Annotated in this window: 25 protein-coding genes; 20 read left to right on the top strand and 5 right to left on the bottom strand. The window is 63.7% G+C overall.

The window, feature by feature from the left end; genetic code table 11:
- The coding region (locus B7Y49_RS13335; RefSeq protein WP_374128090.1) for a DUF1295 domain-containing protein at window positions 1–351 on the bottom strand (351 nt) is incomplete at its 3' end.
- A gap of 441 nt (window positions 352–792) precedes the next feature.
- Window positions 793–2,250: a pyruvate kinase gene (pyk, locus tag B7Y49_RS13330; protein ID WP_374128089.1), complete on the bottom strand. Its 1,458-nt coding sequence runs from the start codon at window positions 2,248–2,250 to the stop codon at window positions 793–795.
- Window positions 2,251–2,322: 72 nt separating this feature from the next.
- Here pyk and B7Y49_RS13325 point away from each other — a divergent pair, with 72 nt between their 5' ends.
- The 5 genes from B7Y49_RS13325 (at window position 2,323) to ruvC (ending at window position 5,666) form a co-directional block, all read left to right on the top strand.
- Window positions 2,323–2,619, top strand: coding sequence for a DUF1244 domain-containing protein (locus B7Y49_RS13325; protein WP_374128088.1), 297 nt, complete (start codon window positions 2,323–2,325; stop codon window positions 2,617–2,619).
- 69 nt (window positions 2,620–2,688) lie between these two features.
- Window positions 2,689–4,041, top strand: a complete 1,353-nt coding sequence (locus B7Y49_RS13320) for an amidohydrolase family protein (protein WP_374128087.1) — start codon at window positions 2,689–2,691, stop codon at window positions 4,039–4,041.
- 76 nt (window positions 4,042–4,117) lie between these two features.
- A complete protein-coding gene (locus tag B7Y49_RS13315) occupies window positions 4,118–4,357 on the top strand; it encodes a DUF2312 domain-containing protein (protein ID WP_374128086.1) in 240 nt (79 codons plus the stop codon).
- Window positions 4,358–4,434: 77 nt separating this feature from the next.
- On the top strand, window positions 4,435–5,178 hold the full coding sequence (locus B7Y49_RS13310) for a YebC/PmpR family DNA-binding transcriptional regulator (RefSeq protein ID WP_374128085.1): 744 nt from the start codon (window positions 4,435–4,437) through the stop codon (window positions 5,176–5,178).
- A complete protein-coding gene (ruvC, locus tag B7Y49_RS13305) occupies window positions 5,175–5,666 on the top strand; it encodes a crossover junction endodeoxyribonuclease RuvC (protein WP_374128092.1) in 492 nt (163 codons plus the stop codon). The genes B7Y49_RS13310 and ruvC overlap by 4 nt, the downstream gene beginning before the upstream one ends.
- Here ruvC and B7Y49_RS13300 read toward each other — a convergent pair.
- Window positions 5,663–6,178: a hypothetical protein gene (locus B7Y49_RS13300; RefSeq protein ID WP_374128084.1), complete on the bottom strand. Its 516-nt coding sequence runs from the start codon at window positions 6,176–6,178 to the stop codon at window positions 5,663–5,665. The two genes, ruvC and B7Y49_RS13300, sit on opposite strands and share 4 nt — an antisense overlap.
- Window positions 6,179–6,432: 254 nt before the next feature.
- Between B7Y49_RS13300 and ruvA the strand changes: the two genes are divergently transcribed.
- Genes ruvA through ruvB form a run of 3 tightly spaced genes read left to right on the top strand, consistent with a single transcriptional unit; the run spans window position 6,433 to window position 8,515 of the window.
- Window positions 6,433–7,026 (top strand): Holliday junction ATP-dependent DNA helicase RuvA, encoded by a 594-nt coding sequence (gene ruvA, locus B7Y49_RS13295; protein ID WP_374128083.1) that lies wholly within the window; start codon window positions 6,433–6,435, stop codon window positions 7,024–7,026.
- The gene (locus B7Y49_RS13290) at window positions 7,026–7,493 is read left to right on the top strand and encodes a VOC family protein (protein ID WP_374128082.1); all 468 of its coding nucleotides are present in this window, start codon (window positions 7,026–7,028) and stop codon (window positions 7,491–7,493) included. The genes ruvA and B7Y49_RS13290 overlap by 1 nt, the downstream gene beginning before the upstream one ends.
- Window positions 7,490–8,515 (top strand): Holliday junction branch migration DNA helicase RuvB, encoded by a 1,026-nt coding sequence (gene ruvB / locus B7Y49_RS13285; RefSeq protein ID WP_374128081.1) that lies wholly within the window; start codon window positions 7,490–7,492, stop codon window positions 8,513–8,515. Before B7Y49_RS13290 ends, ruvB begins: the two co-directional genes overlap by 4 nt.
- A 9-nt stretch (window positions 8,516–8,524) precedes the next feature.
- Here ruvB and B7Y49_RS13280 read toward each other — a convergent pair whose 3' ends face one another.
- Both B7Y49_RS13280 and B7Y49_RS13275 read right to left on the bottom strand, forming a co-directional pair.
- Window positions 8,525–9,967, bottom strand: a complete 1,443-nt coding sequence (locus tag B7Y49_RS13280) for a hypothetical protein (RefSeq protein WP_374128080.1) — start codon at window positions 9,965–9,967, stop codon at window positions 8,525–8,527.
- The gene (locus tag B7Y49_RS13275) at window positions 9,964–10,701 is read right to left on the bottom strand and encodes an ABC transporter ATP-binding protein (protein ID WP_374128079.1); all 738 of its coding nucleotides are present in this window, start codon (window positions 10,699–10,701) and stop codon (window positions 9,964–9,966) included. The genes B7Y49_RS13280 and B7Y49_RS13275 overlap by 4 nt, the downstream gene beginning before the upstream one ends.
- Window positions 10,702–10,807: 106 nt before the next feature.
- Between B7Y49_RS13275 and B7Y49_RS13270 the strand changes: the two genes are divergently transcribed.
- From B7Y49_RS13270 to B7Y49_RS13215, 12 genes are all read left to right on the top strand, one after another.
- Window positions 10,808–11,302 (top strand): YbgC/FadM family acyl-CoA thioesterase, encoded by a 495-nt coding sequence (locus B7Y49_RS13270; RefSeq protein WP_374128078.1) that lies wholly within the window; start codon window positions 10,808–10,810, stop codon window positions 11,300–11,302.
- Between the two features lie 7 nt (window positions 11,303–11,309).
- Entirely contained in the window at window positions 11,310–12,017 is a 708-nt protein-coding gene (gene tolQ / locus B7Y49_RS13265) for a protein TolQ (protein ID WP_374128077.1), read from the top strand.
- Entirely contained in the window at window positions 12,017–12,454 is a 438-nt protein-coding gene (gene tolR, locus B7Y49_RS13260) for an ExbD/TolR family protein (RefSeq protein ID WP_374128076.1), read from the top strand. Before tolQ ends, tolR begins: the two co-directional genes overlap by 1 nt.
- 42 nt (window positions 12,455–12,496) lie before the next feature.
- Entirely contained in the window at window positions 12,497–13,381 is an 885-nt protein-coding gene (locus tag B7Y49_RS13255) for a cell envelope biogenesis protein TolA (protein ID WP_374128075.1), read from the top strand.
- Between the two features lie 13 nt (window positions 13,382–13,394).
- Window positions 13,395–14,786 (top strand): Tol-Pal system beta propeller repeat protein TolB, encoded by a 1,392-nt coding sequence (gene tolB, locus B7Y49_RS13250; RefSeq protein ID WP_374128074.1) that lies wholly within the window; start codon window positions 13,395–13,397, stop codon window positions 14,784–14,786.
- A 95-nt stretch (window positions 14,787–14,881) separates the two neighbouring features.
- On the top strand, window positions 14,882–15,391 hold the full coding sequence (gene pal, locus B7Y49_RS13245; protein ID WP_374128073.1) for an OmpA family protein: 510 nt from the start codon (window positions 14,882–14,884) through the stop codon (window positions 15,389–15,391).
- Between the two features lie 419 nt (window positions 15,392–15,810).
- On the top strand, window positions 15,811–16,581 hold the full coding sequence (locus B7Y49_RS13240) for an SPFH domain-containing protein (RefSeq protein ID WP_374128091.1): 771 nt from the start codon (window positions 15,811–15,813) through the stop codon (window positions 16,579–16,581).
- 14 nt (window positions 16,582–16,595) lie between these two features.
- Complete coding sequence (locus tag B7Y49_RS13235; RefSeq protein WP_374128072.1) at window positions 16,596–16,802, top strand: toxin-antitoxin system HicB family antitoxin; 207 nt, start codon at window positions 16,596–16,598, stop codon at window positions 16,800–16,802.
- The gene (locus tag B7Y49_RS13230) at window positions 16,799–17,071 is read left to right on the top strand and encodes a hypothetical protein (protein WP_374128071.1); all 273 of its coding nucleotides are present in this window, start codon (window positions 16,799–16,801) and stop codon (window positions 17,069–17,071) included. Before B7Y49_RS13235 ends, B7Y49_RS13230 begins: the two co-directional genes overlap by 4 nt.
- A 208-nt stretch (window positions 17,072–17,279) precedes the next feature.
- The gene (locus B7Y49_RS13225; RefSeq protein ID WP_374128070.1) at window positions 17,280–17,582 is read left to right on the top strand and encodes a hypothetical protein; all 303 of its coding nucleotides are present in this window, start codon (window positions 17,280–17,282) and stop codon (window positions 17,580–17,582) included.
- A gap of 8 nt (window positions 17,583–17,590) precedes the next feature.
- The gene (locus B7Y49_RS13220; RefSeq protein ID WP_374128069.1) at window positions 17,591–18,295 is read left to right on the top strand and encodes a YafY family protein; all 705 of its coding nucleotides are present in this window, start codon (window positions 17,591–17,593) and stop codon (window positions 18,293–18,295) included.
- The coding region (locus B7Y49_RS13215; RefSeq protein ID WP_374128068.1) for a DUF6194 family protein at window positions 18,288–18,650 on the top strand (363 nt) is incomplete at its 3' end. The genes B7Y49_RS13220 and B7Y49_RS13215, both read left to right, overlap by 8 nt.

Here is an 18,650-nt window from a genome sequence, read left to right as displayed (position 1 = left end):
TTGCCGCGACGTGATGATCACCAGCGCTGCCGATGCTGTGAAGATCACCCATACGGCTTGCAGCGTCCAGGCGACCAGAAACCGTGGCGGATTGACCTTGATCTTTTCAAATCGCTGATCTGCACCGCCCGACGCATGAATGCGGCTGAAAAGAAAGCTTCCGAGCCGGACTGTCCATATGCCGACCATCGTTGCGACAACCATTGCCCTGGTATCAAGCGGCCAGGCATTGGACGCGGCGACCCCAATCACGGACAGATATGTCAGGGCGCCGACAGTGTCGTAATAGGTGTCTTTCTGCGCCCAAGCAGACGGGACGAAAGCCAACCAGTTCACCGCGAACGCGAGCATTGCGCAAACGAAAACGGCCGAATATGCGCCTATATTGATGCTGTTCGCCCCAGCAAGTGTGGCAAAGCCAAGTCCCAGCGCGGTCGCGAGTGCGACAATCAGCAGGCTTTGTCCTGCACCCTTGTAAGACCGTTTGGTCTGCGATGACATTGCCTGCTCCTCATGATGGTTTTGGGCGGTATAACGGGCTTTTTTAAGAATTGATCAGAAACCGATCGTCCGCTTCTGCCTAATGCCTCCATTCAGCGATCGCGTCGGAAAAGGACGTTATATCCCTAACTGGGGATCATCGGGGGTGCCGACCGCGAGCCTGAATGAGCGGCGGGTTCTAGGAACGCCGATCAGCGCGTTGAATGGCGATAATTGGGGCGCATAGCTGTCGTTAGGTCAAACGACCGCAACTGCACTGGAAGCCGAAACACCGGCCAATTTCCCCTGCACCTACCCCTTATACCCCTTCAGCTCATCGCCAATAATCCGCACCACGTGCAGCACATTGGTCGATCCCGGCGTGCCGAAGGGGACGCCTGCCATCACGATCACGCGGTCGCCCGCCTTGGCGATGTGGTGGCGCAGCGCCATACGTTTGGCCTTGGCGACCATGTCTTCGAACGAGCTCACGTCTCGCGTGTGGACGGCGTGGGTGCCCCATAACAGGCCCATCCGCCGCGCGGTCGCCTGATTGGGGGTGAGTACCAGGATTGGCACCGAGGGGCGCTCGCGGGCGATCCGGCGCGCGGTCGATCCCGATGTCGTGAAACAGATGATCGCGCAAGCCCCCGCGGTCTGGGCGATCGTCGTCGCGGCTTCGGCGAGTGCATCCGCCGTGGTCGGATCGGGGCGGGTGATCGTGAAGTGAACGCGGTCACCATGCATCGGGTCACGCTCTACCGCTTCGGCGATCGAATTCATCATCGCGACCGATTCGACCGGCCAGGCGCCCGCAGCACTTTCGGCCGAGAGCATGATCGCATCGGCCCCGTCGTACACGGCGGTCGCCACGTCGGAGACTTCGGCGCGGGTGGGCGAGGGGGAGGTGATCATCGATTCGAGCATCTGCGTTGCCACCACCACCGGCCGCCCTAGCCGCCGCGACACCTCGACAATCCGCTTCTGCAGCGGCGGCACTGATTCGGGCGGCAGCTCGACCCCCAGGTCGCCGCGCGCGACCATCACGCCGTCGCACTGTTCGACGATCTCCTCCAGCCGGTCGATCGCCGACGGCTTTTCGATCTTGGCGAGCAACGCGGCGCGCCCCTGGATCAGCAACCGCGCCTCGGCCAGATCCTCGGGCCGCTGGACGAACGACAGCGCGATCCAGTCGACCTTTTGGTCGAGCGCGAAGGTCAGGTCGCGGCGATCCTTGTCGGTCAGCGCTGCCATCGGCACCACGACATCGGGCACGTTCAGCCCCTTGCTATTCGATAGCGCCCCGCCGACCACGACCTTGGTCTCGATCCAGTCATCACCGTGATCGGTGACGCGCAGCACGATCTTGCCGTCATCGAGCAGCAACCGCGCGCCTTCCTCGATCGCGAGGAAGATTTCGCGGTGGGGCAGCTCGACCCGGGTTTCATCCCCCGGCGTCTCATCGCGATCCAGCCGAAAGGTCGCGCCCGTGGTCAGCACCACCTTGCCCGCCGCAAACTTGCCAACCCGCAGCTTCGGCCCCTGCAGATCGGCGAGGATGGTGGATGGCCGCCCGGTGCGCTTTTCCATTTTGCGGATCGCTTCGATCAACGGGATTTTCGAGTCCTGATCGCCGTGGCTCATGTTAATGCGGAAAGCGTCCGCGCCCGCCAGGAACAGCTTTTCGATCATCTCGGGGGTGCTGCTGGCCGGTCCCAGCGTGGCCAGCACGCGGACCTTGCGCAGTCTTGGGCTCGTTGCCTTGCTCATCGTTGCGCTCCTCCGGCGTTGCGCCTTGGCCTCTAACCCCTATCTGCACGGGATCAACCGAGGAGTATTCGTATGCAGACGATCGAGGACCTGGACGATGCCGTAGCGGCCGCAGCCTTTCGCCGGCTGGTGATGCACCTGCGCCACCGCACCGATGCGCAGAATGTCGATCTGATGGGGCTGGCCGGGTTCTGCCGCAATTGCCTCGGCGACTGGATCGCGGAGGCGACCGAGGGCGCGCTCGACAAGGCGGCGGGCCGCGAGCTGGTCTACGGCATGCCCTATGCCGACTGGAAGGCCGCGCATCAGGCGGAAGCCAGCCCTGAGCAGCTAGCGCGTATGCAGGAAAGCGTCGCCAAGAACGCTTGAGCTGCGTCGCTGTTTGACCTTCGGCCATTCCCCGATAGGCTGGGTGTAAACCAGAATACGGGGGATGTGATGCGCACGAAATTCTTGAAGGCTGTCGGGCTGGTCACCGGCGTGATCGCGTCGGTGAGCGCATCGGCCCAATCTACACCCGCGCCCGCCCCCAAGACCACCTATATCCATGCCGGCAAGCTGCTCGACCGGCCCGGCCAGCCCCCACGCGACACCGCGACCGTCATCATTCGCGACGGCAAGGTGGTGGAGGTCCGCGACGGTTTTGCCACCCCCGAAGCCGGCGCCACGCTGATCGACCTGAAGGACCGGTTCGTCCTGCCCGGGCTGATTGACATGCACGTGCATCTCTGGGGCATTGCCGGTGATCCGCTCAAGGCGCGGCTGGGCGAGCTGACCCGCGACCGGTTCGACGACATGGTCGAGGCGCAGAAGAATGCGCGGGCCGATCTGCTCGCCGGGTTCACCACAGTGCGCGATCTGGGCGGTGATCCGCGCGGCATCCGTGCGCTGCGCGACGGCATCGCGGCGGGTGAGATCGAGGGGCCGACGATCATCAATGCAGGCTCGATGGTGTCGGTGACGGGCGGCCACGGTGATGGCGGCAATGGCCTAGCAGAGGAATTCGCCGATACCGTCCACGCCCACCAGATCAATGTCTGCGATGGCCCCGATGATTGCCGTCGCGCCGTCCGCGCGCAGATCGGGCTTGGTGCGCAGGTGATCAAATTTGCCGCGACCGGCGGGGTGCTCTCGAACGTCGCAGGCGGTCTCGGACGACAGATGACGCCCGAGGAGATGAAGGCGATCATCGATACCGCGCACAGCTTTGGCCGCAAGGTTGCCGCGCACAGCCATGCCGCCGAGGGCACGGCGGCGGCGATCGAGGCCGGGGTCGACACGATCGATCACGGCACTTTCCTCGACGATGCGACGATCAAGCTTTTCAAGGCGCGCGGCACCTGGCTGGTGCCGACGATGCTCGCGCCGGTCGCCGCGCTGGCGCAGGGCCGCGCAGGCGCGCTGCCCGCCGCGACGATCCCCAAGGCCGAAGCTGCAGCGGCGGCGGCCAAGGTAAGCCATGCCAAGGCCTTTGCGGCTGGTGTGAAGGTCGCGTTCGGCACCGATACGGGTGTGTCGAAGCACGGCGAGAACGCCCGCGAATTCGCGCTGATGGTGGGGGCGGGCATGACGCCTGCAGCCGCGATTCGCGCCGCGACGATCGATGCCGCCGATGCACTTGGCCGCAAGGACCAGCTCGGCTCGATCGAACCCGGCAAGGCGGCGGATATCATTGCGGTGGCGGGCGATCCGCTCGCCGATGTCTCCCGGCTGGAAACGGTCGATTTCGTGATGCACGGCGGCAAAACGGTGAAGCAGGGCGGCCAGCACCGGCCTTTTCCCGCGAACTGACAACACCGGTTGAGCGCGCGGTCCCGATCGCCTAGACGACCGCGCTCACCCTTTTTGCCCGGAGTTACCGCACCCCATGAGCGACATCATCGCCGCCGACCAGCTTCGCCTTCTCATCGAACGGATCGAGCGCCTCGAAGAAGAGAAAAAGGCGATGGCCGACGATATCAAGGATGTTTATGCCGAGGCCAAGGCGACCGGTTTCGACACCAAGACGATGCGCACGATCGTCCGGTTGCGGAAGATGGAAAAGCACCACCGCGACGAAGCGGAAATGCTGCTGGAAACGTACAAAGCGGCGCTGGGGCTGGCATAACGATAATAGGCGGGTGTTGAGCGGGAAGATGACCAGGCTTATGGGGTCCCCGCAAAGTACCACTTTGCGGGGTTAACATGGCAGGCCATTCCAAGTTCAAGAACATCATGCACCGCAAGGGTGCGCAGGATAAGAAACGCTCGTCGCTGTTTTCCAAGCTGAGCCGCGAAATCACCGTGGCGGCCAAGATGGGCCTGCCCGATCCGGACATGAATCCGCGACTGCGCGCAGCGGTGAACGCGGCCAAGGCGGCATCGCTGCCCAAAGACAATATCCAGCGCTCGATCGACAAGGCGAGCCGGGGCGATGCTGAAACCTATGAGGAAATCCGCTACGAGGGGTTCGGCCCCGGCGGCGTTTCGCTGATCATCGAAGCGCTGACCGACAATCGCAACCGCACCGCCACCAATGTCCGCACCGCCGTCTCCAAGAACGGGGGCAATCTGGGCGCGAGCGGCTCGGTGAGCCATGCCTTCGACCGGATGGGGCTGATCAATTATCCCGCCAGTGTGGGGGACGGCGATAAGGTGTTCGAAGCCGCGCTTGAGGCCGGGGCGGAGGATGTGACGTCGAGCGAGGACGGCCATGAAATCTGGACCGCGCAGGGCGATCTGCATGAGGTTGTGAAGGCGCTCACCCCGGTGCTCGGCGAGCCGGAAGGCGCGAAACTCGCCTGGCGCCCGCAGACGATGGTCGAAGTGGGCGAAGACGATGCCGGGCTGCTTTTCAAGCTGATCGACACGCTCGACGATGACGATGACGTCCAGACTGTATGGGGCAATTACGAAGTTTCGGATGCGGTGATGGAGAAGCTCGGCTGATCATCCTCGGTCTCGATCCCGGCCTGGGCACCACCGGTTGGGGGTTGATCCGGGCGGAGGGCAACCGGCTTTCGCATCTCGCCAATGGTCGGCTGAAAACCGACAGCGCCGCCCCGCTCCCGCGCCGCCTTGCGCATCTCGATGCCATGCTCAGCGCGCTCGTGGTCGATCATGCGCCCGATAGCGCGGCGGTCGAGGAAGTGTTCGTCAACGCCAACCCGCAATCGACACTGAAGCTGGGGCAGGCGCGCGGCGTTGTCATCTGTGCGGTGGCGCGCAGCGGGATCGATGTTGGTGAATATGCGGCGCGGCTCGTCAAAAAGGCAGTCGTTGGCACCGGCGCTGCGGAAAAGGCGCAGGTCCATGCCATGGTCGCGCGGCTGCTGCCGGGGGTGAAGATCGACGGCGCCGATGCCGCCGATGCGCTGGCAGTCGCCATCTGCCACGCGCATCATCTGGCCAGCGCGCGGGTGCTGGCACCGCGTTAGGCGCGTTCGGTGGCGATCTGGTCCACCCCGAGCAGGTCGCGAAACCGCCAGCCATCACCGGCCCAGTTGCGATCACCCGGCGCGCGGACCGGTTCCAGCTCGGGGGCAGAGGCGAGGAAGGGCAGCAATTCGGCATTTTCGCGGCGCAACCGGTCTTCGACCATCATCGCCTGCATCCGTACATGTGTGCGGTACGCTGCCCAATCGGCTGCCGCGGCCTCGGGCGTCCAGCGGCCGAGATGCTTTTCGAACGCCTGGTAAATCGCCTCCGCTTCCGCCGCAAAACGGTTGGCCGTGGCGCGCGCTGCCGCATCGGCATGCAGGCGCAATCGGGCGTAAATGATCCGGTCGGTCGACGGCAGATAGCGCAGCAGCGCACGGGCGACCCGCCACCGGGTGGGCACCAACCGGTCGGGCTGAGGCAGCGCGGCATTGGCCACCAGATCGCGCAGTGCCAGCGATGCGGCAAGCAGTTCGGCCTGTTCGGATTTCCAGCGCTCAATGGCCGTCACGGTTTACCCTTGGATTGCACGTGGTTGACCGGATGATCGTTATCGCCAAGGCGTTAACCAACTATGGTCGACGCTTCATGTTTCGCTTTCCTACAGCGCGACGTTCCTGTTACGTACCTTGGTATGCTGCACTTTACTCAATGCCCGGACATCGGCGTCCAAACCGGCGTGTCGGGTGAACCGCAGCATAATCGTTCGAGACCCGCAACTTCCGCAACTTTGCATGTCGTTAAGCGGCAGATCGGCACGGCCCGATGATCGCGCATCTCAAAGGACGGCTGGAGTCGACCGGCGTTGATCATGCGGTGATCGATGTCGGCGGCGTGGGCTATCTCGTCGGCGCATCGGCGCGCACGCTCGCCGCGATCGGCCCGGTGGGGGAGGCGGTGATGCTCCACACCGAAATGCTGGTGGCGGAGGATTTCATCCGGCTGGTGGGTTTTGCGAGCGCATCAGAGCGCGACTGGTTCCGGCTGCTCACCGGCGTGCAGGGCGTGGGCGCGCGCGTCGCGCTCGCCATCCTCTCCGCGCTTGAGCCCGGCGATCTTGCCCGCGCCATCGCGGCGCAGGACAAGGCCATGGTCGCCCGTGCCAATGGCGTTGGCCCGAAACTCGCCGAACGGATCGTGCGCGAGTTGAAGGACAAGATCGGCGGAATCGCGATCGGTGGGGCAACCGTCGTCGCTGCGCCAACCGGGTCAGGCGCAGACGCCGTCTCCGCCCTCCTCAACCTCGGCTTCCGCCCCGCCGAAGCGGCAAACGCAGTGGCAGCGGCAGAGGAAGACCTGGGTGTGGGCGCGACGCTCGATGCATTGGTGCGGCTGGCGCTCAGAAAGGCGGCGAAGTGATGCGCGCCGTTTCCATCATCATTTTGGCCGGCATCATGGTGGCAGCCCCGGGGGCGCTGGGTGCCCAGGACAAGATGCAGGAGAAAAGTGTGGCAAAGCCGTCGAACCCGATTGCCTATGTCGAAATCCCCGTCACTGATCTCGATCGCGCGGTTGCGTTTTACACGGCGGTGTTCGGCTTCGCGCTCGAACGGCAGACGATCGATGGCTATGATATGGCGTTGTTCCCGGCGGCTGAAGGCGCGACGGGGGCATCGGGCGCGCTGGTGAAGGGCGATGTCTATGTGCCGGGCAAAACCGGCCCGATCGTCTATTTCGGGGTCGCCGATATCGACGCGGTGATTGCGCGGGCAAAAGCGCACGGGGCCAAAATCCTTTACGACAAGAAGGACGTCGGCGCTTTTGGATTTGTTGCAGAGATCGAGGATAGTGAGGGCAACCGCATTGCCTTGAACGCGCCGAAATGACCGACGATCGCCTCCTTACCCCCGCGCGTACGCCCGAGGATGTCGACGCCGCTCTGCGCCCGAAATCGCTCGACGAATTTGTCGGGCAGCAGGCGGCGCGGGAGAATTTGCGCGTCTTTATCAACGCCGCGAAGGCGCGCGGCGATGCGCTCGATCATGTGTTGTTCTTCGGGCCGCCGGGGCTCGGCAAGACGACGCTCGCGCAGATCATCGCACGTGAGCTTGGTGTCGGATTTCGCGCCACTTCCGGCCCGGTCATCGCCAAATCGGGTGATCTCGCGGCGCTTCTGACCAACCTCGAGGATGGCGATGTGCTGTTCATCGATGAGATCCATCGGCTCGCGCCCGCGGTCGAGGAAATCCTCTATCCGGCAATGGAGGATCGCGCGCTTGATCTGATGATCGGGGAGGGGCCATCGGCGCGCAGCGTGCGGATCGATTTGCCGAAGTTCACGCTGGTCGGCGCGACCACGCGGCAGGGGCTGCTCACCACGCCGTTACGGGATCGCTTCGGCATTCCGGTGCGGCTCAACTTCTACACCGTCGCCGAGCTCGAAAAAGTGGTGGCGCGCGCTGCCGGGCTGCTTGGGTTGGCGCTTGCCCCCGACGGCGCTACCGAAATCGCGCGGCGCGCACGCGGCACGCCGCGCATCGCTGGGCGGTTGCTGCGCCGGGTGCGGGATTTTGCGCATGCCGCCGGGCACGCCATCGTCGATGCGACGGCTGCGGATGCTGCGCTCAACCGGCTGGAGGTCGATACGCTCGGGCTCGACGCAATGGACCGGCGTTACCTGACGATGATCGCCGATATTTATCGCGGTGGGCCGGTGGGGGTGGAAACGCTGGCGGCGGGTCTCAGCGAGCCGCGCGACACGATCGAGGAAGTGATCGAGCCCTATCTGATCCAGCTCGGGCTGGTCGCGCGCACCGCGCGGGGGCGGTGCCTGAACGCGCGCGGATGGAAACATCTCGGGCTCAATCCGCCAGCGGGCAGTCAGGACGGGCTGTTTGAGCAGGATTAGGCGGCGTGGCTACCCCAATAGGTAAACGCCCAACCCCGCAACCGCGCCGCAGATCGCGGTGATGATGAAGCTCAGCAGCCCGGCGATCACCCCGCCGCCCTTGCGCTGGTTGAACGATTTGCGCGGCATCGGCTTGCCGAGGGTGAGCTCGGTTACCCCGGCGAGCGTGCCGCCCACCGCCGTCATCACCAGCGTCCAAATGCCGCCCGGTACGGTTTGCAGCCCCACTGCGATTGGCAGTATGATGCCGATCGGCGCGGCCATCGCGAGCGCAGCGAACAGCTTGGCACGGTTTGCCTTAGCCTTGTCGACGGGCGCGACGGTCAACAGATCGGGCGTATCCTCGGCTGATATGGTCAGCCAGGCAAAGCTGCCGGCCAGCTGGCCGATCACGATGACGCTCGCAAAGGCCAGCGTCGCTGCCATCGGCACCGCAGACCCACCGCGCCCGCCAAAGCCGATGAACATGATTGGCGCGAGATAGACGAGCCGCAAGACGATTTGAAAGGCGAGCGCGGGATCCCGCAACAGCAGGCGATATTCCTTGGCAAAGATGGTGGCGAACAGCCCCGATCGGAAATGCCGCGCGATGCTACGCCGCGACGTTTTTGTGCGCGCCAGCCGCATCCCCGCCGCCTGGTAGCTCGCCAGAAAGCGCGACTGAAACACCCGGCTGGCGATGGCGAACAAAATCACTGCGCCACCAAAGATGATCGCAATGGCGAGCGGATCGCCAAAGCCAGCACGCCCCGGCAGCGATCCCAGCGGCCCCTGCCCCCATGTGCTGTTCTGGACATAATCGATGATGATGCCGCGGCCGCGCCCCGGCCGCTCGCGTGACATCAGCTGCGAGGCGATGAAGAAACTGCCGCCCAGCAAAGCAGCGGCAATCTGCCCCACGGTGCGCGCGGCGCGGGGGCCGGCGATCCAGGCGAGCAGCAGCGTGACCGACAGGCCAAAACAGGCCGCCACCAGCGCGAGCGCGGCCAGCAGCGCGACGATCCCGAACAGCTGCGGGTGGCCAAGTAGTGCGATCGGCACGACGATCGGCAGAGTCAGCACGGCGTAGCTCAGCACGATCGATCCGGCGATACCGATCAGCTTGGCACGCAGCACCCGGCGTTCACCCACCGGTGCAGACAGCAACAGATCGAGATCGCCTGAATCGTACAATGTCCGGTGGCTCGCGAGCACGCTTTGCGTCACCATGAACGACAAGACGAGCAGGCTCGCTGCGAGCATGCCGTTGCGCAGCGCCGGGCCAAGCGAAAACGGCACGTCGCGCACGCCGTACGCGATCGATAGGCCAATCGCGATATAGCCGATCAGCAGGACGAGGCCGATCCAGGTCGTCCGCGATTTTCGCGCTACCCCGCGCAGGTTGAGCCGCAGTTCATGCAGCACCAGCCAGCCCAGCGATCCCGCGGGCAGGCCGCGCATCAGCCTGGTCATTCGGGTGCCGATGTCAGGCGAATAAACGCATCCTCAAGCGTCGAATCGTCCGATCCGACCTTGTCGCGCAGTTCGGCCATCGTGCCTTCGACCAGCATTTTGCCGCGGGCGATGATGCCGATTCGATCGGCGAGCCGTTCGGCGACTTCCAGGATATGCGTGGTGACGATCACCGTTGCGCCGCCATCAACCTGCGCGCGTAGGGCATCCTTCACGCTGCGCGCCATCTGAGCGTCGAGCCCAGTCAGCGGTTCATCGAGGATCAGGAGCCGGGGCTTATGGATCAGCGCGCCCGCCAGCGCGACCTTTTGCTTCATGCCGCGCGAAAACCCCTCGCACCGCGTATCGCGCACGTCCCACAGCTCGAGCCAGTGCAGCAATTCCTCGGCAGCAGGCGCGGCCTCGCGCGGCTTGATTCGCCACAGCCCGGCGACAAAGGCGAGATATTCTGCGGGGGTCAGCTTGTCGTAAAGCATCGGTTCGTCGGGCAGCCAGGCGGTGATCGCCTTGGCGGCATTCGGTTGATGCTGGGTATCGATGCCGTAAATCTCGATCGTCCCGGCATCGGGTTTGGTCAGCCCGGTCACCATCCGCAAGGTCGTCGTCTTGCCCGCGCCATTGGGGCCGAGCAGCGCATAAAGCTGGCCGGCGGGCACATCAAGGTCGAGCCCGGTAATGACGGGTTTGTCGAACGCTTTGGCTAGGCCGCGAATGCTGAGGGCAGGGATGGTCATCTCCGCCATCCTATCGTGCGGCCCGTCGCCGTCCAGCAGGATCGATCTGGCACAGCTGGCATTGGCCGGGGTTCCGCTGATCGAGGTGGTCGGCTAGGGCAAAGGCGTGGAAAATGATGCGCATGACCTGCCCGTCCAGGGCCGCTTTGAAGGGCGAGAGCACCGGCTGGGGGTGCGCGTCTATTTTGAGGACACCGATTTGTCGGGCGTCGTATACCATGCCAATTACCTGCGTTGGATGGAGCGGGGCCGGTCTGACATGTTGCGGCTGGCGGGGATTGATCAGCGCGCGGCGCATGAAGCGGGCGAGGGCGCCTATGCCGTCAGCGACCTTGCCATTCGTTACCGCGCGCCTGCCCGGCTCGATGATGCGCTCGTCGTGGCGAGCCGATTGATCACCATTCGGCCCGCTTCGTGCCGCATTCATCAACGAGTCATACGGAGCGGGTTGATACTGGCAGACGCCGATGTGACGGCGGTGTTCGTCTCACTCGGTGGTCGGGCACGACGGCAGCCGAAGCATTGGGTAACGGCATTTGAACGGTTGGTGTGGACAGACGTTGAGCTGAGCGAACCGCAAACCGATGCGATGGGGGAATGAGAGCGCAATGAACTTCGTCCTGAATACCGATCCGTCGACGCTATCGCCCGTGGCGTTGTTTCTGCAGGCCGATATCGTCGTAAAAGTGGTGATGGTCGGCTTGCTGCTGGCAAGCATCTGGACCTGGGGTGTCATTGTTGCGCTGGCGATCAAGGTCGGCAACGCGCGGCGACGCGGTGAGCGTTTCGAACGTGATTTCTGGAACGCGAGCGATATCGATGCCTTTCACCGCAGCGAGGGGGAGAGCGATCTGCCCGTTGCGCGCGTCTTTACCGCAGGCGTCACCGAATGGCGCCGATCGACGGCGGGCACCACGATCGACAAGGAAGGCACGCGCGAGCGGCTCGCCACGGCGATGGGATCATCGGTGGCGGCGGAGATCGACAAGCTGTCGGATCGGCTGAACATTCTCGCGACGGTCGGCTCGGTTGCGCCTTTTGTCGGTTTGTTCGGCACCGTCTGGGGCATCATGCGCAGCTTTTCGAGCATCGCGGCCGCGCAGAGCACGTCGCTCGCGGTGGTCGCACCGGGGATTGCCGAGGCGCTGTTCGCGACCGCGATCGGCCTGTTCGCGGCGATCCCGGCGGTGATCGGCTATAATCGCTACAGCCATGCCATCAACCGCATAGAGGCGCGGCTCAATCGGTTCGCCGATGCCTTCCACGCCACCCTCAGCCGCCAGCTCGAAGGTCCGGCGATGAAGGCGAAACAATAATGGCAATCAACCTGCCCTCACACCGCGCCCGGGGCCGCCGTGCGCCAATGGCCGATATCAACGTCACGCCGATGGTCGATGTGATGCTGGTGCTGCTGATCATCTTCATGGTCACCGCGCCCTTGCTGACGGCAGGCGTCCCCGTGAACCTGCCTGACAGCCGCGCCAAGCCGCTCGATCAGGATCAGAAACCCATCCAGATCGCGCTTGACGATCAGGGCCGCCTGTTCGTGAATGATGATGAAGTGAGCGAGGCGGTGTTGCCCGATGTGCTGGGGCAGATCGCCGCGAAGACCGCCGATGGCAGGCCGCCTGAAGTGTATCTGCGCGCTGATCGCGGGCTCGAATATGGCCGGGTGATGCGGGTGATGGGTGAGTTGAACCGCGCCGGGTTGAACCGGGTCGCGCTGGTAACGGTCGGGAAGGACGCGCGTTGATCGCCGCTCGTTCTTCTTGTGTCGGCGGGTGAACCCGTGGCGATGGACCGATCCGATGCCGCCGGGCTGGCGATTGCCGTGGTCGTACATGTCGCGGTGTTTGCGCTGCTGTCCGCGAGTTTCCTGTTCAATCAAAAACCGATGAAGTCGCTGGAAACGCCGATTGAAGTGTCGCTGGTCGATGAGGTGGGTCTCGTCGCGACCGCGCCACAATCGCGCGTGCCGCCTGCCGAATCGCGGGCGCCCGATGCGGGCCCGCCCGAGGATGCCGCTCCGCCGCAGCCACAGGAAGCGGCACCCGCCCCGGTGCCACCTGCGCCACAGCCCGATCCGGTGCCGCCGCCCAAGCCCGCCGAAAAGGCAAAGCCGCAGCCGAAAAAGCCGACGCCCGAATCGCCGCAGAAAGCCGCCAAATCACCGCCCAAGCGCGAAGCGACCCCGGCGACCCCGGCCAAGCCCACGCGCAAGGCTTCGACCGGCACCGATCCCGCATCGGACAAGCCACGCCCGCGCGGATCGCGGCTCGGCGATGATTTCCTGAAAGGGCTCACGGACAAGCCCAGCACCAGCCGATCGACCACGCCGCGCGCTGCGGTCATCGATGCGAAGGCGCTGGCGAGCATCCAGGACGCAATCTCGCGACAGATCCAGCCCTGCGCCGATCGTCAGGTAAATCCCGGGCCGGGCGCAAACGAGATCATCACGGTGCTCAATTTGCGGCTCAACCCCGATGGTACTTTGGCAGCAACGCCGACGATGGTGCGTCAAATTGGGACAGATGGCGAAGCGGGGCGGTATGCCCGGCGCGTTATCGATCTGGGAATCGCTGCTTTCAAGGGCTGCTCGCCGCTCCGCTTGCCGCCCGAATATTACCAAACGCCGAATGGCGGCTGGAACAATATCAACTACAAATGGCAACTGCGCTGAGGATGGGTCTGGCATGATGTACCGCGTTTCGAAGCTCTGGTCGCTGGCGGCATTGCTGCTTTGTGCCGCCGTGCCCGCCGCCGCGCAGGAGGCCGCACCGCCGCCTACTGGCCAGGCGCAGGATCAGACTCCCGCTGGGCCGCCGCCGCTTGAGGTTTCGGTGACGGGCGGTATCTCCGCCCCGCTGCCAATCGCCATTCCGGTGATGCCCGCCTTCACCGTCACCTCGACCGCCGCGGGATCGACCGATGCGCTTGGCCGGCAGCTTGCCGATGTCATTACTGCCGATCTCAAGAACTCGGGCCTGTTCAGCCCGCTGGGTGCCAATGCGCTCCGCCCGGTCGATTATCCCGAAGTGACCGCACCCCAGTTCGATTACTGGGGCGGCACCGGCGCACAAGCGCTCGTCCAGGGCTTTATCCGCGCCAATGGTGACGGGACGCTGACGGTCGGCTGCTATCTGTACGACGTTTTCTCGCGGATCGAACTGGCGCGGCAGGGCTTTGTCGTCCCGCCCGCAGACTGGCGGCGCGCAGCCCATAAATGCGCCGACATGGTCTATACGCGGCTGACCGGCGAGGGCCCCTATTTCGACAGCCGTGTCGTCTATATCTCTGAAACCGGGCCTAAAAACCGCAAGATCAAGCGCCTTGCGATCATGGATCAGGACGGGGCGAACCACCGGTTCCTTACCAACGGCCAGTCGATCGTGCTCACGCCTCGCTTCGCGCCGAACCAGCAGTCGATCGTCTATATGAGCTATGTCGGCGATCGTCCGGCGATTTATGTCTATGACATCGGCAGCGGTCGCCAGCGCCAGGTGGTGCCGCCGGGCAACCTCTCCTTTGCACCGCGTTTCTCGCCTGATGGCCGCTATATCCTGTTCTCAATGGCGGTCGGCGGCAACACCGATGTCTACCGCGTTTCGGCGTCGGGCGGGCAGCCGCAGCGGCTCACCAACGCGCCCGGAATCGATACCGGCGGCAGCTATTCACCCGATGGCAGCCGGATCGTGTTCGAAAGCGATCGCTCGGGCGGGCAGCAGCTTTATGTGATGAACGCCGACGGTTCGGACCAGCGCCGGATCAGCTTTGGCGGCGGGCGCTATGCGACCCCGGTCTGGAGTCCGCGCGGGGACCTGATCGCGTTCACCCGCGTAACGGGCAACTTCAGGGTCGGCATCATGAGCCCCTCGGGCGGCGGCGAGAAATTGCTGACTGATGACTGGCAGGACGAATCGCCGAGCTGGTCGCCCAATGGCCGGGTGTTGATGTTCTTCCGGTCGGGTCAGGGCCGCGCGGGCACCGCCGATCTGTGGTCGGTGGACCTGACCGGCGTGAACGAACGCAAGCTGCCAACGCCGCTGTACGGCTCCGATCCCGGTTGGGGGCCCCTACGCCCGTAACAATTCTAATGTTTGACAGGCACGCAACCATGACGCCAAACTACCGCTGAATTTGTAAGGGCGGAAACGAACGACCAAGTCGAAGGAGGACGAAAATGGCCAGACTGACGACGACGATCATCATCGCTGCCGCGCTGATTACCACCGCGGGCTGCACTACCAAGCGCAAGGAAGCGCTGCCCCCCGGCCCGGTTGGGTCGACGGCACCTGGTTATCAGGACAATACCGGTGATGGAATCATCCCGGGCACGGCAGCCGATTTCCTGCGCTCGATTGCCAGCGACACGATCCGTTTCGCGCTCGATGAATATGACATCGATTCGCAGGCACGCGCGACGCTGGACAGCCAGGCCGCTTGGCTCTCCAAATATCCCGACGTTCCTGTGACAATCGAGGGGCATTGTGACGAACGCGGCACGCGCGAATATAACCTCGCGCTCGGTGACCGCCGTGCCAATGCGACCAAGAACTATCTTGCCGCCAAGGGGATCAGCCCGACGCGGATCACCACGATCAGCTATGGAAAGGAACGCCCGATCGCGCTGGGCTCGGACGAAGGCAGCTGGGCACAGAACCGCCGCGCGGTGACGATCGTTCTGAAGTAAGCGAACGTTTCTGGAGCGGCTTGGACTGATTTTGAATCATACTACGACGTTCGGGCTGAGCGAAGTCAAAGCCCAAGCGCTGTGCGTGCCCCCTTCGACTGCCTGCCTGCGGCAGTCGCTCAGGACAGGCTTCGACTTCGCTCAGGGCGAACGGGGGGGTTAGGTTAACACAGTCCTAAAAGGGGCGGCGGTGCACGGGCATCGTCGCCCCTTTTCGTATGCGCAACGATTTCGCTTGCCGACCCCTTCTATGCGATATAAATATGATATCACATTAACGGGAGGCAAGAATGGTTGAGTCGATGGGCGACACGTCGGTGATGGCACGGAGCAAGGATTATCCGGCGACGGCGTCGAACGGGTATGTGATGCTGGTCGTGTTGCTGGTTTCGATCATTGTGACGATCGCCGGTGGCGTGATGCTCCCAACCCTGAAACTCCTGGGGTTGGGCATTGTTATCGCAGGGGGTATCGTGCTCCTGTTCGTGGCGTCGGGCTTTTACATGCTCCAGCCGAACCAGGCCGCAGCGATCACCCTGTTCGGCGCGTATAAGGGCAGTGATCGGATCAACGGCCTGCGCTGGACCTGGCCGTGGATGGGCAAGAACAAAGTCTCCCTGCGCGCGAACAACCTGATTTCAGAGAAGATCAAGGTCAACGATCTGCGCGGCAACCCGATCGAGATGGCCGCGCAAGTAGTGTGGCGCGTCACGGATACCGCGCAGGCGCTGTTCGACGTCGATGATTACAAGGCGTTCGTGCTCGCCCAGATCGAGGCGGCGGTGCGTACCATCGGATCGCGCTATCCGTACGACGATTTCGCGCATCAGGAAATCACGCTGCGCGGCAACCATGATCAGGTCGGGGCCGAACTGCGCAGTGAGCTGAAGGAGCGGCTGTCAGTGGCGGGGATCACCGTCGACGAATGCGGCTTTACGCACCTTGCCTATGCGCAGGAAATCGCCGGCGCGATGCTGCGTCGCCAGCAGGCCGAGGCCGTCGTCGCGGCGCGCAAGACGCTGGTCGAGGGCGCTGTCGGGATGGTCGAAATGGCGCTCGACATGCTGTCGGCCAAGAATGTCGTCGAACTGGATGACGAGCGTCGCGCGGCGATGGTCTCCAACCTGATGGTCGTGTTGTGCGGTGAGCGGGAAACCCAGCCCATCGTCAATGCCGGCTCGATCTACTGATCCGCTGAACGGCAATGGCGCTGCCCAAGAAAGCCTTTCCGCTCCGTCTCGATCCGGCGCTCTATGCCGCGATCGAACGGAGTGCGGCGGGCGACTTGCGCAGCGTCAACGCTCAGGTCGAATATCTGCTGCGGGAAGCGCTCACACGGCGCGGGGTGAAGGTGGCGGTAAGCGAAACCGCCAAACGCGGGCGACCGCCCCGGCAGGAGGAAATGCCATGACGATCGACGATATCCGCAAAAACTGGACCGTCCGCCCGGGTTATTGGTTCGCACCGCATCTGTTCGGCTATGGGGCAACCCCGGTCACGTGGCAGGGCTGGGCGATCGTGCTCGGCTATGCCGTAGCGATCAAATTGATCGCGCCCTATCTGCCGGATGACCTCTCGCGGGCAATTGTCGCCATCGCGCTGGCGACCCCGCTGGTCGTTCTGGTGTACCACAAGACCGACGGCGGCTGGCGCTGGCGCTGGGGCGTGGAGAAGCGCTGAGTTTGGAACGGCGAAGTCGCGATGGAACGGCTGACTGTAATGATGGCCGACCGGCAGCTTTCGGCTCATGCCCTCCTTGGCGCTGGGGAGATCGCTTGCGAGCGCAGCCAACCCAGGTTCTGGCCGTGCATCGAAGGCGCGCATTTCTTCTGACATCAATTGTCAGGAGCCTTTGCTTAAGACGTGGCGATGCTAAAGGGAGACAAGCATGAGCAAGCACGTCATCGAATGCGTTCTTTTCCGGCTCATACAGGGCACAGATACCGCCGCTTTTACGAATGCGGCGGCGGACTTCAATGCGTGGGTCACCGGGCGGCCCGGGTTCATCGCCCGCAGCCTATCCTGCACCGAGGATGGCGAATGGATCGAGCATATTGAGTGGGCGTCAATGGACGACGCCAAGGCGGCTGCTGCGAGCATAGGAAGAGCTGAGGAGGCCCGGCCATTCATCAGCGCGATCGACGGATCATCCGTGACAATGCGTCATGCCGTGCTCGAAGTGACAGCCTAGCGAGCGCGATGCGTCGTGCCGAACGTCTTGCCGAAATCGTCGAGATTGTGCGTGATGGACGTCTGCACAAGGCCGATGACCTGGCCGAAGCGCTCAGTGTGTCGGCGCGCACCATATATCGCGACATCGCATCCCTTATCGCATCGGGCGTATCGATAGAGGGTGAGCGCGGGCTTGGCTATATCCTGCGCGAACCCGTTTTCCTGCCGCCCATGGCGTTGACCGGTGCGGAGCTTGAAGCCCTGACGCTGGGAATGGAGATCGTTCGCAAAACAGCCGATGAGGAACTGACCACAGCAGCGATCTCGTTATTGGCCAAGATCGAGCGGCATGCGGCGCTGCGCCGCCGCGCGCCGTCCGATTGGGGGTTTGGCGTGTACCAACCCGCATTCAAGCGAAGGGGCTTTACATTCCTGCCAATTATTCGCCGAGCGATCAGGGCGGGGCATAAGTTGCGCATCGCCTATCTGTCTCTGAGCGGCGACGTGTCGGAGCGGACCGTGCGCCCCTTGCAGACAGAATATTGGGGGCAAGTCTGGACCTTTTCCGCGTGGTGCGAGCTACGCGGCGATTTTCGCGTTTTCCGCGTCGACAGGCTCGATCGCTGCGAAGCGACCGACGCGGTGTTCAGCGTGGAGTCGGGGAAGACTCTTCGCGACTATCTCAATCGAGTTGCGGCCCAGATGTCGAAAGTGGCGCAGGACGATGGCTGAATTCGAGATGCGGATGGCCATTGAGCACCTCGCACAGCTCGACGGCGTCAATATCGTCGAGGCTTGGGGCGAGACCTCTTTCTTCTATAATCCCGGCAACCGGTTTGCGCGCGGGACATATCTTGCGACGGTAAAGGATCGTGATGGAGCGGGAGATAGAGGCTCGTGGCTCGACCGAGCGGGGGTGTGGCGCCTTAATCTCGGTGTTTGCCCGCAGACCTTTGCCGATCTGTTTGGCGAAAGGCCGGCGCGACCGCCAAAGGGCAACGTGATCGAAGGACCCTGGGACTTTACCGAACTCGATACCCTCACCCCCCATCCTGTTTATGGCTGGATGGGCTGGATCGCGATTCTC

Source organism: Sphingomonas sp. 28-62-11 (assembly GCF_002278865.1).
Taxonomy (GTDB): domain Bacteria; phylum Pseudomonadota; class Alphaproteobacteria; order Sphingomonadales; family Sphingomonadaceae; genus Sphingomonas.
Note: the sequence above shows the minus strand (reverse complement) of the source record. Positions and strands in the feature narration are given on the sequence as shown.

Excerpts from the sequence above, each read along its gene's own strand:
- pyk (WP_374128089.1), bottom strand. The coding sequence starts at position 2,250 with ATGAGCAAGGCAACGAGCCCAAGACTGCGCAAGGTCCGCGTGCTGGCC.
- B7Y49_RS13325 (WP_374128088.1), top strand. The coding sequence starts at position 2,323 with ATGCAGACGATCGAGGACCTGGACGATGCCGTAGCGGCCGCAGCCTTT.
- B7Y49_RS13320 (WP_374128087.1), top strand. The coding sequence starts at position 2,689 with ATGCGCACGAAATTCTTGAAGGCTGTCGGGCTGGTCACCGGCGTGATC.
- B7Y49_RS13315 (WP_374128086.1), top strand. The coding sequence starts at position 4,118 with ATGAGCGACATCATCGCCGCCGACCAGCTTCGCCTTCTCATCGAACGG.
- B7Y49_RS13310 (WP_374128085.1), top strand. The coding sequence starts at position 4,435 with ATGGCAGGCCATTCCAAGTTCAAGAACATCATGCACCGCAAGGGTGCG.
- ruvA (WP_374128083.1), top strand. The coding sequence starts at position 6,433 with ATGATCGCGCATCTCAAAGGACGGCTGGAGTCGACCGGCGTTGATCAT.
- B7Y49_RS13290 (WP_374128082.1), top strand. The coding sequence starts at position 7,026 with ATGCGCGCCGTTTCCATCATCATTTTGGCCGGCATCATGGTGGCAGCC.
- ruvB (WP_374128081.1), top strand. The coding sequence starts at position 7,490 with ATGACCGACGATCGCCTCCTTACCCCCGCGCGTACGCCCGAGGATGTC.
- B7Y49_RS13280 (WP_374128080.1), bottom strand. The coding sequence starts at position 9,967 with ATGACCAGGCTGATGCGCGGCCTGCCCGCGGGATCGCTGGGCTGGCTG.
- B7Y49_RS13275 (WP_374128079.1), bottom strand. The coding sequence starts at position 10,701 with ATGACCATCCCTGCCCTCAGCATTCGCGGCCTAGCCAAAGCGTTCGAC.
- tolQ (WP_374128077.1), top strand. The coding sequence starts at position 11,310 with ATGAACTTCGTCCTGAATACCGATCCGTCGACGCTATCGCCCGTGGCG.
- tolR (WP_374128076.1), top strand. The coding sequence starts at position 12,017 with ATGGCAATCAACCTGCCCTCACACCGCGCCCGGGGCCGCCGTGCGCCA.
- B7Y49_RS13255 (WP_374128075.1), top strand. The coding sequence starts at position 12,497 with ATGGACCGATCCGATGCCGCCGGGCTGGCGATTGCCGTGGTCGTACAT.
- tolB (WP_374128074.1), top strand. The coding sequence starts at position 13,395 with ATGATGTACCGCGTTTCGAAGCTCTGGTCGCTGGCGGCATTGCTGCTT.
- pal (WP_374128073.1), top strand. The coding sequence starts at position 14,882 with ATGGCCAGACTGACGACGACGATCATCATCGCTGCCGCGCTGATTACC.
- B7Y49_RS13240 (WP_374128091.1), top strand. The coding sequence starts at position 15,811 with ATGCTCCCAACCCTGAAACTCCTGGGGTTGGGCATTGTTATCGCAGGG.
- B7Y49_RS13235 (WP_374128072.1), top strand. The coding sequence starts at position 16,596 with ATGGCGCTGCCCAAGAAAGCCTTTCCGCTCCGTCTCGATCCGGCGCTC.
- B7Y49_RS13230 (WP_374128071.1), top strand. The coding sequence starts at position 16,799 with ATGACGATCGACGATATCCGCAAAAACTGGACCGTCCGCCCGGGTTAT.
- B7Y49_RS13225 (WP_374128070.1), top strand. The coding sequence starts at position 17,280 with ATGAGCAAGCACGTCATCGAATGCGTTCTTTTCCGGCTCATACAGGGC.
- B7Y49_RS13220 (WP_374128069.1), top strand. The coding sequence starts at position 17,591 with ATGCGTCGTGCCGAACGTCTTGCCGAAATCGTCGAGATTGTGCGTGAT.